General features: G+C 37.5%; 10 protein-coding genes and 1 pseudogene. 6 read left to right on the top strand and 5 right to left on the bottom strand.

Annotated features, from left to right (window positions below; translation table 11 throughout):
* Positions 1-122: 122 nt before the first annotated feature.
* The 6 genes from KHA97_RS15900 to KHA97_RS15875 all read left to right on the top strand — a co-directional run bounded on the left by KHA97_RS15900 (position 123) and on the right by KHA97_RS15875 (position 8,254).
* The gene (locus KHA97_RS15900; RefSeq protein ID WP_213125673.1) at positions 123-2,105 is read left to right on the top strand and encodes a DHH family phosphoesterase; all 1,983 of its coding nucleotides are present in this window, start codon (positions 123-125) and stop codon (positions 2,103-2,105) included.
* The gene (rplI, locus tag KHA97_RS15895; RefSeq protein ID WP_213125672.1) at positions 2,102-2,551 is read left to right on the top strand and encodes a 50S ribosomal protein L9; all 450 of its coding nucleotides are present in this window, start codon (positions 2,102-2,104) and stop codon (positions 2,549-2,551) included. Before KHA97_RS15900 ends, rplI begins: the two co-directional genes overlap by 4 nt.
* Before the next feature lie 119 nt (positions 2,552-2,670).
* Positions 2,671-4,035, top strand: a complete 1,365-nt coding sequence (gene dnaB / locus KHA97_RS15890; RefSeq protein ID WP_213125671.1) for a replicative DNA helicase — start codon at positions 2,671-2,673, stop codon at positions 4,033-4,035.
* 198 nt (positions 4,036-4,233) lie between these two features.
* On the top strand, positions 4,234-4,965 hold the full coding sequence (locus KHA97_RS15885; protein ID WP_213125670.1) for a DinB family protein: 732 nt from the start codon (positions 4,234-4,236) through the stop codon (positions 4,963-4,965).
* A gap of 247 nt (positions 4,966-5,212) precedes the next feature.
* Positions 5,213-7,522, top strand: coding sequence for an RNA polymerase recycling motor HelD (gene helD, locus KHA97_RS15880; RefSeq protein WP_325167464.1), 2,310 nt, complete (start codon positions 5,213-5,215; stop codon positions 7,520-7,522).
* A 198-nt stretch (positions 7,523-7,720) separates the two neighbouring features.
* Positions 7,721-8,254 (top strand): hypothetical protein, encoded by a 534-nt coding sequence (locus KHA97_RS15875; RefSeq protein ID WP_213125668.1) that lies wholly within the window; start codon positions 7,721-7,723, stop codon positions 8,252-8,254.
* A gap of 165 nt (positions 8,255-8,419) precedes the next feature.
* Here KHA97_RS15875 and KHA97_RS24105 read toward each other — a convergent pair whose 3' ends face one another.
* From KHA97_RS24105 to KHA97_RS15855, 5 genes and pseudogenes are all read right to left on the bottom strand, one after another.
* A complete protein-coding gene (locus KHA97_RS24105; RefSeq protein ID WP_325167429.1) occupies positions 8,420-9,427 on the bottom strand; it encodes an IS3 family transposase in 1,008 nt (335 codons plus the stop codon).
* Positions 9,428-9,528: 101 nt separating this feature from the next.
* Positions 9,529-9,873 (bottom strand): annotated as a pseudogene (locus KHA97_RS24490) (helix-turn-helix domain-containing protein); the annotation flags it as partial.
* A gap of 68 nt (positions 9,874-9,941) precedes the next feature.
* Positions 9,942-10,625 carry a hypothetical protein gene (locus KHA97_RS15865; RefSeq protein ID WP_213125667.1) on the bottom strand — a complete coding sequence of 228 codons (684 nt, stop codon included), beginning with the start codon at positions 10,623-10,625 and terminating at the stop codon, positions 9,942-9,944.
* Positions 10,626-10,815: 190 nt separating this feature from the next.
* Positions 10,816-12,939 (bottom strand): heavy metal translocating P-type ATPase, encoded by a 2,124-nt coding sequence (locus tag KHA97_RS15860; protein ID WP_213125666.1) that lies wholly within the window; start codon positions 12,937-12,939, stop codon positions 10,816-10,818.
* A gap of 28 nt (positions 12,940-12,967) precedes the next feature.
* Positions 12,968-13,336 carry an ArsR/SmtB family transcription factor gene (locus KHA97_RS15855; RefSeq protein WP_213125665.1) on the bottom strand — a complete coding sequence of 123 codons (369 nt, stop codon included), beginning with the start codon at positions 13,334-13,336 and terminating at the stop codon, positions 12,968-12,970.
* Positions 13,337-13,684 lie beyond the last annotated feature (348 nt).

Here is a 13,684-nt window from a genome sequence, read left to right as displayed (position 1 = left end):
TTGTCTAGCTAAAGCGCCTGTCGACCTTTTTGTGTAAGTGAACATTGGCTTGTATCTTGCCATGAGTCCTTTATCGCAACAAACTAAGGTGCATAAGCTTTTCTGATAAAGGAGCTGAGTGAATGCCTTCATATTTAAAGGGTGGTAAATCACGTTACCCGTTATATGGCATTGTAGTGATTTCGACTATCCTACTAGTCTTAACGGCATTTCAATATTTTTGGGTAGCGTTGATTGGCATTTTACTGCTCTTTGCATTATTTTATGCAGCTGTCCGAGGAGAAAAAGATACGGTCAAGGACACGGAGGAGTATATTTCGACCCTTTCATATAGAGTAAAAAAAGTCGGTGAAGAGGCTTTAATGGAAATGCCGATTGGAATTATGCTTATAAATGATGATTTTATCGTTGAATGGTCAAATCCATATATGGCAGCTTGTTTTCAGGAAAATACTCTCGTTGGTAAGTCACTCTATGAAATAGGGGAACAAATTATTCCATTAATCAAGCAAGAATTAGAGAGCGAAATCGTAACGATTGACGATAGAAAGTTTCGTGTCGAGCTTAAGTTGGAAGAGAAATTACTATACTTTTTCGATGTAACTAACCAAATGGAGACAGTTGAAAGATATGAATCGGAACGAAATGTCATTGCCATTATCTTTCTGGATAATTATGATGATGCTACTCAAGGGATGGACGATCAGACGAAAAGTGGATTAAACAGCACAGTTACATCGCTTTTGAATAATTGGGCTATTGAGCATGGTATTTTTCTAAAAAGAACATCTTCGGATCGGTTTGTCATATTGCTAAATGAAAAAATATACCATGACTTGGAAAATGATAAATTTTCAATATTAGATGTAGTTAGGGAAGAAACAGCGAAGCAAAATGTCCCTCTTACTTTAAGTATCGGTGTGGGAATAGGGGATATGCCTCTGCCAGACCTAGGTGTCCAAGCACAATCTAGCCTTGATTTAGCGTTAGGGCGGGGTGGTGACCAAGTCGCAATTAAATTGCCTAATGGAAAATTAAAGTTCTTTGGTGGAAAAACAAATCCAATGGAAAAGAGAACGAGGGTGCGTGCACGAGTCATTTCCCACGCTTTGAAGGAATTAATAGTAGAAAGTGATAAAGTAATTGTCATGGGGCATAAATATCCGGATATGGATGCGATCGGAGCCTCTATTGGAATTCGGAAAGCCGCAGAATTGAATAATCGAGAAGGTTTTATTGTTATCGATGCTTCAGAGATTGATACAGGAGTGAAGCGCCTTATCGAAGAAACAAGTTCCTATCCTGATCTTCATTCCCGTTTTATTACTCCGGATGAAGCGATGGAACTGGTTACAGACCGCACGCTACTCGTTGTTGTCGACACACATAAACCTGCTCTAGTGATTGAAGATAAACTGTTGAATAAAACAGAACGAATCGTTGTGATTGACCATCATCGTCGTAGCGAAGATTTTATTAAAAAACCGCTTTTAGTCTATATGGAACCATATGCATCATCGACTGCTGAATTAGTGACAGAACTCCTTGAGTACCAGCCAAAAGGGGATAAGGCGAGCCCAATCAACACGATAGAAGCAACAGCGTTATTGTCTGGTATTATAGTCGATACGAAAAGTTTTACGCTCCGGACAGGATCCCGTACTTTTGATGCAGCTTCCTATTTAAGGGCCCAAGGTGCAGATACGATATTAGTTCAAAAGTTTTTAAAAGAAGATATGGATACGTATATAAAACGATCAAAATTAATTGAAACGGCTGAGTTCTATTCTAAAGGGATTGCGATAGCGAGTGGAACGGATGATGAAGTTTATGATCCAGTCGTCATCGCCCAAGCAGCTGATACTTTACTCACGATGGATGGAGTTTCCGCCTCGTTTGTCATTTCAAAACGGGGACCAGATGAAGTTGGCATTAGCGCTCGATCTTTAGGAGAAATCAATGTGCAAATCATAATGGAGGCACTCGGCGGCGGAGGACACTTATCGAATGCAGCAGTGCAACTCCATGATATCAATATCGTTGAAGTCGAGTTAAAATTGAAACAAGCAATAGATGATTATTTGGAAGGGAGCCAAGAATCATGAAGGTTATTTTCTTGAAAGACGTTAAAGGTAAAGGAAAAAAAGGGGAAGTTAAAAATGTAGCAGATGGTTATGCTCATAACTTTCTAATTAAACAAGGTTTGGCAATAGAGGCAACATCCGGGAATATGAAAAATTTAGATAACCAAAAGAAAAAAGAAGAGCAGCAAGCGAGTGAAGAATTAGCGGAAGCTAAGAAATTAAAGGAAATGCTTGAAAAACTAACAGTTGAATTAAAAGCAAAATCAGGTGAAGGTGGACGTCTATTTGGATCGATTACGAGCAAACAAATTGCTGATGAATTAAAAAAGTCACACAATATTAAAATTGATAAACGAAAAATTGGTTTAGAAGACGCGATTCGTACACTAGGCGTAACGAAAGTTCCTGTGAAGCTCCATAATGAAGTCGTTGCAACTGTAGATGTCCATGTAAAAGAAGAAAACTAAAATTACCATACTTTCAATAGATGTTTCATGATAGAATAGAAATAGACAAAAAATGTGATGCGGTTTTGACCGGTCACATTTTTTATATCATTGTGATTGATTCGTGGAAGGTGAGTACTATGAATGCTGATTTTTCAGATCGAACGCCACCGCAAAATATTGAAGCTGAGCAAGCTGTAATCGGGGCGATTTTTTTAGAGCCCACTTCATTAATACTAGCGTCGGAAATCTTGCTTCCAGAGGATTTTTACCGAAGTTCCCACCAAAAGATATTCGACGTTATGCTGAAACTAAGTGAAACGGGAAAGGCGATAGATTTAATCACTGTTACAGAGGAACTGGCTGCTTCAAAAATGTTGGAGGATGTAGGCGGGGTCTCCTATTTGAGTGAGATTGCTGTTTCCGTTCCAACTGCAGCGAATATCGGTTACTATGCTCGTATCGTCGAAGAAAAGTCATTATTGCGCAGATTAATTCGAACCGCTACGAATATAGTAACAGATGGATATAGCCGCGAAGATGAAGTAGAAGCTGTTCTGGATGAAGCGGAAAAGCATATTATGGAAGTCGCACAGAAGAAAAATTCCAGTGCCTTCAAAAATATTAAAGATGTACTCGTTCAAACCTATGATAATATCGAACTTCTTCATAATAGAAAAGGAGACGTAACTGGAATTCCTACTGGTTTTGCTGATCTTGATCGCATGACTGCGGGATTCCAGCGCAATGATTTGATTATTGTGGCAGCACGTCCATCAGTTGGTAAAACCGCTTTTGCCCTCAACATTGCTCAAAACGTTGGTACGAAAACGGGCGAGAATGTCGCTATTTTTAGTCTCGAAATGGGAGCAGAACAGCTCGTCATGAGGATGCTCTGTGCCGAAGGGAATATAAATGCCCAAAATTTACGGACAGGTGCTTTAACAGATGAAGATTGGCGCAAGCTTACGATGGCAATGGGGAGTTTATCAAACTCTGGAATTTACATCGACGATACTCCTGGGGTTCGTATTAGTGAGATCCGTTCAAAATGTCGTCGCTTGAAACAAGAACACGGACTTGGAATGATTTTAATTGATTATTTGCAGCTCATTCAGGGGAGTGGTCGTTCTAGTGAAAACCGTCAGCAAGAAGTATCTGAGATATCTAGGTCACTAAAAGCACTTGCCCGTGAACTGCAGGTCCCGGTTATCGCACTTTCTCAGCTCTCACGTGGGGTGGAGCAACGCCAAGATAAGCGGCCAATGATGTCAGACATAAGGGAATCGGGAAGTATCGAGCAGGACGCCGACATCGTTGCCTTTTTATACCGCGACGATTACTACGACCATGAATCCGAAAACAAAAACATCATTGAAATTATTATCGCTAAGCAACGTAACGGCCCAGTTGGAACAGTCCAGCTTGCCTTCGTAAAAGAATACAACAAATTCGTCAACCTAGAACGCAGGTTTGACGATTCAGCCGTTCCTTCGGGAGCATAGATAGGGTGAACACCTCTTTTAAAATGAACTAAATAGCCGAAAAGCAGTCTATATTCATGTATGAAATAGACTGCTTTTTTATTTAGCATTTTATTTTCTATATAAGTAAAGTAAACAGGAATTTTATTAAATGGAAAGAAGGATTTAAAAAAGACATATTCGAATATTAATATATAACATATTAGGAGTGTATATTGTATGGATATGGAACAACGAAGGAAATGGAATGAAAACCACAAAAAATTAAAAGAAATCATATTAAAGACTGAGGAACATTCCCAAATAGTTCAATTATTTTTATTTCAGCATTCTTTGCTGCACTCCTCCTCTATCGGTCAAAAGGTTCAGGTAACATTGGAAGATGAAGTAATGAAAAACTTGGATCAAACAACATTTAGACAATACCCAGTACCAAATCCTGATACAAAAAATTCAATTGCCTGGCATTTATGGCATATTGCTCGGATTGAAGATATGACGATGAATATTTTAGTGAATGATGATCAACAAGTTCTTTATACTGCAAATTGGCTTGAAAAAATGAATATTGCTTTTGCTCATTCTGGTAATGATATGCCTGAAGGGGACATTGCTGAATTGAGCTCAAGAATTGATATGGATTCTTTATTAGCATATAGAGCAGCTGTCGGCAGGCAAACACAAAAAGTCATTTCCTCATTGATACCTGGACAATTTAAGACAAAGGTTGAACAAAAAAGAATAAAACGATTATTTGATGAAAATGCAGTTATGCAACATTCTAAATGGTTAGCAGAATACTGGAGCAAAAAAACGATTGCAGGTATAATTTTGATGCCTGCGACTAGACATATTTTTTTACACTTAAATAAATGTATTCGTATAAAAGATAAGCTTAATAAGCAATCAATGAAACTAATAATAGATAAAAAAATGGTCGCTCTCGATTAAAGATAAGGATTGATCTTTAAGCAATCGGTGACCTAGGGAATTAATAACCATCGTCCAGCTATAATAAAATTAAAAAGCTGAACGGAATATTCCGTTCAGCCATTGATATTTTTACGTAATCATGGTATTCTAAGTTTTGTTTGTATTCTTCATTTCTAAGTTTAAACATATTTACCCAATAATAATTTTATCAATAAATAAACATGTTGTCAAGCATTTTTATTTAAAAAAGGAGAGGTTGATGCGAATGAGTAAGGAGTGGGAAAAAGAGCAGCAGAAAGTGGAGTTCGTTCAAGATGTAATTAATCAAAAGGTCAATCATATTCAAGAAAATATGGGTGGTCTAAAAGGTGGGATCATCGATTTACGGAAAACGTTCTGGGATGATGTTACGGTTAATCTTGATGAACCGGACGATGTGATTGAAACTTTTACAAGCATAAAACAACAGGCTGAACTGCTTGCTGAAAGAGAAAGAACCCATGGACATTCCTATCGAGTACTTAAACAAATGCAAAGACTCAAAGACTCTCCTTTTTTTGGCCGTATTGATTTTCTCGAAGATGGTGAGAATTCTGTTGAATCAATATATATAGGAATTGCGTCCTTAATGGATGTGAACAATGAAGAATTCCTCATCTATGATTGGCGCGCTCCTATTTCGAGCTTATATTATGATTTTTCACCGGGGCGGGCTATTTATAATACTCCATCTGGCATGATAGAAGGTACGATGGAATTAAAACGACAATACATTATAAAAAATGGCGTTTTAAAAGGTATGTTCGATACGGGGGTTACGATTGGAGATAGCCTTCTCCAAGAGGTGCTTGGCGGCAATGCGAATACGCAGATGAAAAGTATTGTTGCAACAATTCAGCGTGAACAGAATCATATTATCCGAAATGAAAAGAGTAAAATATTGATCGTTCAAGGTGTTGCAGGCAGTGGAAAAACATCAGCTGCTTTGCAAAGGGTTGCTTATTTACTTTATCGCTACCGTAATACGCTTTCGTCTGATAATATTATGCTTTTTTCACCGAACCCGCTATTCAATAGCTATGTTGCAACAGTATTGCCGGAACTCGGTGAGGAAAATATGGAACAGACTACGTATCAGCAATATTTAAAAACAAGGCTCGGCGGTCAATATCATGTGGAAGATTCTTTTCTTCAAATGGAGTATACGCTCACCGCTATGGATGAGACAGGATATGAAACGAAAATGAAATCGATCCGTTATAAGGCGGGATTAGATTTTAAAACTCAGATTGATCACTATGTTGAGAACCTATCAAAGAATGGTTTAATTTTTAAAACGATATCGTTCCGCGGTCGAACCGTTGTTTCGGCTCAAGAAATGTATGAATACTTTTATTCGCTTGATCCGTCTATTTCCATACCAAATCGATTAAAGCTCACAACTGAGTGGCTTTTAAAGGAAATTGCTAAACAAGAGAAGCTGGAAAGAACGAAAGAATGGGTGTTAAATGAAGCGGAGTTATTGGATAAAACCGACTATTTAGAAGCATTCCAGCATATGCAAAAAGATAAACGAGAAGACGAAGAAACGTTTGACGACGCAGATCGAGAGTTTCAAATTTTAGCAAAATCAATCGTCAATAAGCATTTTAAGAAAATTCGAAGTGCCGTAAAGCAAAACAGATTTTTAAACATTAAAGCTTTGTACCGCAATCTTTTTACGTTAAAGGAACCTTTCTCGTGGCCTGAAGGATGGGAAGAAATTTGTGATGAAACACTAAAAAACTTGAAGGCTAATATTATTTCGTATGAGGATGCGACTCCATATTTGTATTTACAAGATCAATTGGAAGGGCGAAAATCGAATACGCTTATTCGTCATTTGTTTATTGATGAGGCACAGGATTATTCACCATTTCAATTTGAATTTTTAAAACAGCTATTCCCGCATTGTAAGATGACGATTTTAGGAGATGTGAATCAAGCAATATATGCACATACGATAGATGCACCGTCTTTATTAAATATGGAACCTGAAGGAACGGAGAAAATAGTCTTAAGACGGAGCTATAGGTCAACAAAGCAAATCGTCGACTTTACGAAAGGTTTAATCGCAGGCGGAGACATGATTGAACCATTTAATCGTGATGGGGAAAAACCCGTTTTAATTGAAGTGGATGACAACGACGCACTTCATGAAAAAATTGAAGAATGTGTAGGTCGTTTAAAAGAAGAAGGCCATGAGACAATTGCCATCATCTGTAAAACGATGAAGGAAAGCCAGGCAGCGTACAATGTGTTGAAAACATCATTACCCGCCGTTCGCTTAATGGATTTAAACGCAAATTCTTATGAAAAAGGAATCGTCATCCTGCCAGCCTACTTAGCAAAAGGGATTGAATTTGACGCGGTCATCATCTATAACGCATCAAATGAACAATATGGACGAGAGTACGAGCGGAAGCTTTTTTACACAGCTTGTACAAGGGCCATGCATGAACTGCATCTTTTCTCTAAGGGGAAGAGAACATTTTTTATGGACGAAGTGAGTGAGGATACGTATAAGAGGGGCTAGATCTACTATCTGGTAGAACATAATACTTGTGAGAAAAGGGAAGTTTGAAGGCTGCTAGAATTTCAAATTAGAGTCAACCCTCTTGGATAATAAAAAGCTGAGATCGAACATGGTTTCAGCTTTTTGTTTTGATGTAAAAGGTATTCTAAATATCTTTATAGAATAGGATATAAAGTTTATGGGGTCGAGGGGATATGGGTGAAGAAAATAATTATGATATTGTCCGTTCTAATCGTATTGGTTATTGGTTTTTTATGGAAATTTCATTATATTAGCCGTGATGGGGAGTTTTCAAAAATGAGCCATGGTAACGTAGCAATAGAATCTTTTGATGACGGAAAGGCAGTTTATATTGGTTATAATTTTAGGTGGGAAGGAACGGGGAACCCCACAATTGAAAGGGTGGAATTAATTAAGAAAGATGGGAATATTGTAACGAAAGTTGATGATGACTTTCGAATAGAACCATTCATAGCAACAGGAAAGGCAACGACAATTGGTAGTATGTCTGAAGAATCGGTATTAGAGGACGAGTTAGATAAAGATTTAATTCCTATCAAGGGATTTAAAGTCGACAAAGATTTTCAATTAGTATTACGTGTTAAGTTCAATGGTGCTAATATTGATAATGATATTGAGGGACTGAGGATTACTTACAAAAAATATGGAGTAACGCAATTTCAAAACATCCCATTCGAACATATTTTGATTCATGATGACGAGAATGACTAATGGAGATAATAGCATATAGAAGCTGGAAAAGTATAATAGGCGGTTCACTTTTGGTAGATAACACAGAATTTGTTAAATAAAAAAGATAGCTATTTTTCGAACAAAAAAAATCAGCACAAAAAGGAGCTTGGTATGTGCTGAACCCTAAAAGTTAGACCAAAATATTTATGCAGCTAGTTGACTGGTATGAAGACGGTATTCCACCGGGCTCATGCCAGTCAATTTTGCTTTTATCCGTTCATTGTTATAGTAAAAAATATAATCAGATACTGCTTGTTTAAGCTCTTCAAATGACTTATAAACTCTACCGTAATACATTTCCTGTTTCATTATCCCGAAGAAATTTTCCATTGGTGAATTATCCAGACAGTCTCCCTTTCGGGACATGCTTTGAAATATACCGTTATCTTTTAGTTTCCTTACATATCTTTTCATTTGATAACCCCAGCCTTGATCAGAGTGTATAGTCGTTCGATAGGGGCAATCTTTTGTTATTTCAATTGCTTCGTCTAAAGCATCCATAATTGCTTGAGCGTTTGGCCGTTCTGAGAACCGAAAGGATAGAATTTCACTATTAAACATATCTAAAAATGGATCTAAATAAGCCTTCTTAATGATTATCTTCCCATCAGAATCGGTCGTATAGTATTTGAATTCAGATGTATCAGTCGTTAATTTTTGATGTGGAATACTTGTATGGAATCTACGGTTTACAAGGTTTTTCGAAATCTTGCCTATAGTTCCTTTATAAGTGCTGTATTTACGAGATTTACGTGTGAATGATGTACAAGTAATACCAAGTTTATTGGTAATCCGTAGGATTTTTTTGTGATTTACGATATAACCTCTCTTACGCAATTCCATATCAATTCGACGATATCCGTAATTTCCATTATGTTTGTCTACAATATCTTGGATGATCTTTTCAATCTCTTCATCTGGATTGGATTCATTAAATCGTTTTTGCCAATACATATAGGTTGCTTTTGGAAAACCTGTGGCTTCAAGGATAACAGCTAATTTGAATTGTTTTCTGAGTTCGTGAATGACCCTGGATTCTGTTTTAGCAGTCGGCTCGGAATATTTACCCCTGAAGCACGGAGCTTTTTTAAATAGGCATTCTCCGCACGTAGTAACTCTATTTCTTTTAAAAGTTGTTGTTCTTTCGTCAATTTCTTCTCATTTTTATTCCTCTTTGATTCGTTGGACAATGATGGACGCCCCTTTGATTTAGAGAGTCCTTCAATACCTTCATTTTGCCATTTCCTCAACCAATTAAGAATCATAGGTGGTTCAGTAATGCCAAATTTTCTAGCAACTTCTTCAAGGGAATCTCCTGTTTTTACCTTATAGTTTAAGACATCTAATTTAAATTGAACAGGATAATTCGTAATTGCTTTTTTAGAAGCCAAACCCTGTTTGCCAAATTGTTGGAACGCACTGACCCATTTTCTTATATTGGTTTTACTTTGAATTCCAAATCTAATAGCCAAGGAAGCATATCCACCTTCACCTGCTAAATAAGCGTCAACTACATTTTGCTTAAATCCTTCATCATATTTGACCACAAAAAACACCCCAAGAGTTAGAATTGTTTGTCTAACTTTTGGGGTGCACATCAGTATAAAAGCTCCTTTTGCTATAGTTTGTAATAATCTCTTGAACAATTAAAGCAGACGTTTGCTTACTATTGCACACTTAGCAATTTGATTAATGCTACGATTTTTTCATCGTCACCTGGGTCAACGTACACTAGCTTTGTATTTGTAATAATATCTATGTAGAAATTTTCACCAGCAGGGTAATGACCATCCCAACGTAAAGGAACGTTGTATACATTGATCGTGCCATCCCCATTGCCACTGTAAGTTACTGATCCATCTACTAAGCGAGAACCTGCTAACTGGATAACATCTTCTGGATAGCTAGCACTGGTGTCGTCATCAGGATTGAGTGGTGTGCCAGCTGGAATATGTCGAGCATACAATCCATCTATTTGTTGGTTCGCTCCAAGTTGCAACCAAACTCGAGCATATTCAATTTGTTCACTAGAATAATGAGATAGTGTATCATTGTCTTCTTTAAAGCCTGTATTTAAGTCACTTTTATCAGAAACAACTGAATTGGCTGCCGTATCTTTTGATATCCCATCGGAACTATTTGAAGCTTGTTCGTTATCATTATTTTCACCGCTATTATCGGATTTTGCTGTACCGTCGGTGGAAGAATTATCTGTACTTTGAGATGTGTTATCAAGCTTTGACTGATTTTGGGTTGATGTATCATTAACAGATGAATTGCTACAAGCAGACATCCCGACTAATAAAACAGCTAATAAAGATGCCACGATAAAAACTTTACTCTTCTTCACATTTACAACTCCAATCTCTTTTTAAAACGCACACTTAAATCATTCTAACATAACCAAGAATAACCATTTATATCAATAAAAATTAGCATACCAAATCAATTGCGATTCGGTATGCTAAAATGGTTGTTATTTTAATTTTCTACAGTAGGTATTCAAGCTTTTTTGTTCACGTTACATTTAAACCCAATTTTCAATAATCCTTAACTTTCAGCACCCTCATGGCATTCAAAACGGCTAACAGGGTAACGCCTACATCTGAGAAAACAGCTTCCCACATTGTGGCGATTCCGAAGGCACCGAGTATAAGAAAAATGGCTTTGACCCCTAGGGCGAAAAGGATGTTTTGCCAAACGATCCGGCGTGTCCTTTTGGCGATTTTGATAGCAGTAGGAATTTTTGAAGGTTCATCGGTCATGATGACGATATCTGCCGCTTCAATCGCGGCATCAGATCCTAAACCGCCCATTGCCATTCCCACATCTGCCCGCGCAAGAACAGGGGTATCATTGATTCCATCACCGACAAAGATGATTTTTTCATTGGCAGCTTTTCGGTTATCCAGTTTTTCAATTTCTTCCACTTTATGATGCGGTAAAAGTTCGGCATGCACTTCGTCGATACCTAGTTTTTTTCCAACCGCATCTCCAACTGTTTTTGCATCTCCAGTGAGCATGATGGTTTTTTTGATTCCGAGTTCCTTTAGAGAGCGAATCGCTTGAGCAGAATCTTCTTTTATTTGGTCGGAAATGACGATGTATCCTGCATATTGGTTATCAACTGCTACGTGAACAAGGGTACCAAGTACATCTGGTTTTTCAAACGTTATTTCTTCTTTTTTCATTAATTTTGCGTTTCCAGCTATGACTTTATTGCCGTTTACTGTAACTTGAATCCCGTAACCAGAAATCTCATTGTAATTTACAATAGCTTCTTCATTAATTTCTTTTCCGTATGCCTTTTTAATGGAAAGGGCAATCGGGTGATTGGAATGTACTTCAGCAAAGGCAGCATATTCCAATAATTCATCTGCAGTCATATTTTTCGGATGAATGCTTGTAACTTCAAACACACCTTTTGTTAACGTCCCAGTTTTATCAAAAACAATATATTTTACATCATTTAATGCTTCTAAATAGTTGCTTCCTTTGACAAGAATCCCTGATTTTGAAGCGGCCCCAATTCCGCCGAAAAAGCCGAGCGGGATGGAAATCACAAGGGCACAAGGGCAAGATATGACTAAAAAGACGAGCGCACGATAAATCCAATCTGAAAAAGTAGCGTCGGTAATGATTAGAGGCGGCAAAACAGCTAACAATACCGCAACAATAACGACAACAGGTGTATAGTAACGAGCGAATTTTGTAATAAAATTTTCTGTTGGTGCTTTGCGGCTGCTTGCATTCTGGACTAAATCAAGAATTTTTGAAACGGTTGATTCGCCAAATTCTTTTTTCACTTCCACTGTAAGAACGCCGTTTTTATTAATAAACCCACTTAATACATCACTACCAGCCTCGACTTCACGAGGTACGGATTCACCTGTCAAAGCGGACGTGTCGACCATGGAGATTCCTTCAATAATTTTGCCATCTAAAGGCACCTTTTCGCCGGGCTTTACAATGATGAAATCTCCAATTTTTACTTCTTCAGGGGAAACCGTGATAATATTTCCGTCTTTTTTAAGATTGGCTGAATCAGGACGAATATCCATAAGCGCGCCGATTGATTTACGCGAGCGGTTCACAGCAATCGTTTGGAATAGCTCTCCCACTTGGTAAAACAGCATAACGGCTACGCCTTCCGGATATTGTTTGATTGCAAACGCACCAATCGTCGCGATCGCCATTAAGAAATTTTCATCAAATACTTGCCCGCGGACAATATTTCTTGCTGCACGTAGCACAATATCTCCGCCGATAATTAAATAAGCAATGATAAAAATCGCAAGTTCCGGAACTCCAGAAAAAGGTATAAAAATCCCGATGGCTGCTAATAGGGCACCTATAATTAAGCGAAATACCATAACTTTTGTATTTTTGCTGCCATGGTCGTGATCATGATCATGGTCGTTTCCTTTTTCTAAAGGTGTAATAGAAGGTTCGAGTATTTTTACTTTCTTTTTTACTGCAGAAATAATATCTGTTTCTTCATCTTGAATCGCTTCTAACGTAAGAGTTTTACTAACAAAATTAACGGAGCAATCCGTTATTCCGTCCATTCCTTTTACACTATTCTCAATCTTCATAGCACAATTTGCACAATCTAATCCTTCAAGGAGGATTTCTTGTTTTATTTTTCTCCTCTGCCTCTCCATATGCCTCTCTCCTAAAATTTCTCTATATTTATCCTTCCTTTACATGCTCAAGTGCTTGATCAAAAATCTGAATCACGTGATCATCCGCAAGCGAATAATAAACAACTTTTCCTTCTTTACGATTCTTTACTAACTTAGCTTGCTTCAATACGCGTAATTGATGAGAAATAGAGGATTGTGTCATATTCAGTAAATACGCGATATCACATACGCACATTTCCGTTTGAAATAATGAATGGAGAATTCTTATTCTTGTACGATCACCCAACACTTTAAAAAGCTCCGCTACCTCAATCAAACTGTTATCCTTCGGAATCGTAGCTTGCACCATTTGAACAACGTCCTCATGAATGACTGTTTGACTGCAAGTTTCGGGAATTGTTAATTCTTTTTGCATAAAAACACCTCTTTTAATAGATGAACATATGAGCAATTATTCATATGTTTATTATATGTTTCTGTCGTTTGAATTGTCAATTAATAAAGAAAATGGGGCGGATTGTTAAAGAAATAGGATGTTTTCCTGATTTGTGTGGTATGGTATTGAATCGCTATAAAAATGTATTGTTACCCAGGTTTCTGTCTTGATTGAGAGTCGAATAAAGACAGAACTCCAGCCATTATGCAGATTTAAGTCTTGATTGGAGGCGAATAAGGACAGAACTCAAGTATTATGAAGATTTGAGTCTCGATTGGAAGTGAATCGGGACAGAACTCAAGCACTATGCGGATTTGAGTCTCGATT

This window comes from Lederbergia citri (assembly GCF_018343625.1).
In the GTDB taxonomy this organism is placed as follows: domain Bacteria; phylum Bacillota; class Bacilli; order Bacillales; family Bacillaceae_C; genus Lederbergia; species Lederbergia citri.
Note: the sequence above shows the minus strand (reverse complement) of the source record. Positions and strands in the feature narration are given on the sequence as shown.

Excerpts from the sequence above, each read along its gene's own strand:
- KHA97_RS15900 (WP_213125673.1), top strand. The coding sequence starts at position 123 with ATGCCTTCATATTTAAAGGGTGGTAAATCACGTTACCCGTTATATGGC.
- rplI (WP_213125672.1), top strand. The coding sequence starts at position 2,102 with ATGAAGGTTATTTTCTTGAAAGACGTTAAAGGTAAAGGAAAAAAAGGG.
- KHA97_RS15860 (WP_213125666.1), bottom strand. The coding sequence starts at position 12,939 with ATGGAGAGGCAGAGGAGAAAAATAAAACAAGAAATCCTCCTTGAAGGA.
- KHA97_RS15855 (WP_213125665.1), bottom strand. The coding sequence starts at position 13,336 with ATGCAAAAAGAATTAACAATTCCCGAAACTTGCAGTCAAACAGTCATT.
- KHA97_RS15885 (WP_213125670.1), top strand. The coding sequence starts at position 4,234 with ATGGATATGGAACAACGAAGGAAATGGAATGAAAACCACAAAAAATTA.
- dnaB (WP_213125671.1), top strand. The coding sequence starts at position 2,671 with ATGAATGCTGATTTTTCAGATCGAACGCCACCGCAAAATATTGAAGCT.
- helD (WP_325167464.1), top strand. The coding sequence starts at position 5,213 with ATGAGTAAGGAGTGGGAAAAAGAGCAGCAGAAAGTGGAGTTCGTTCAA.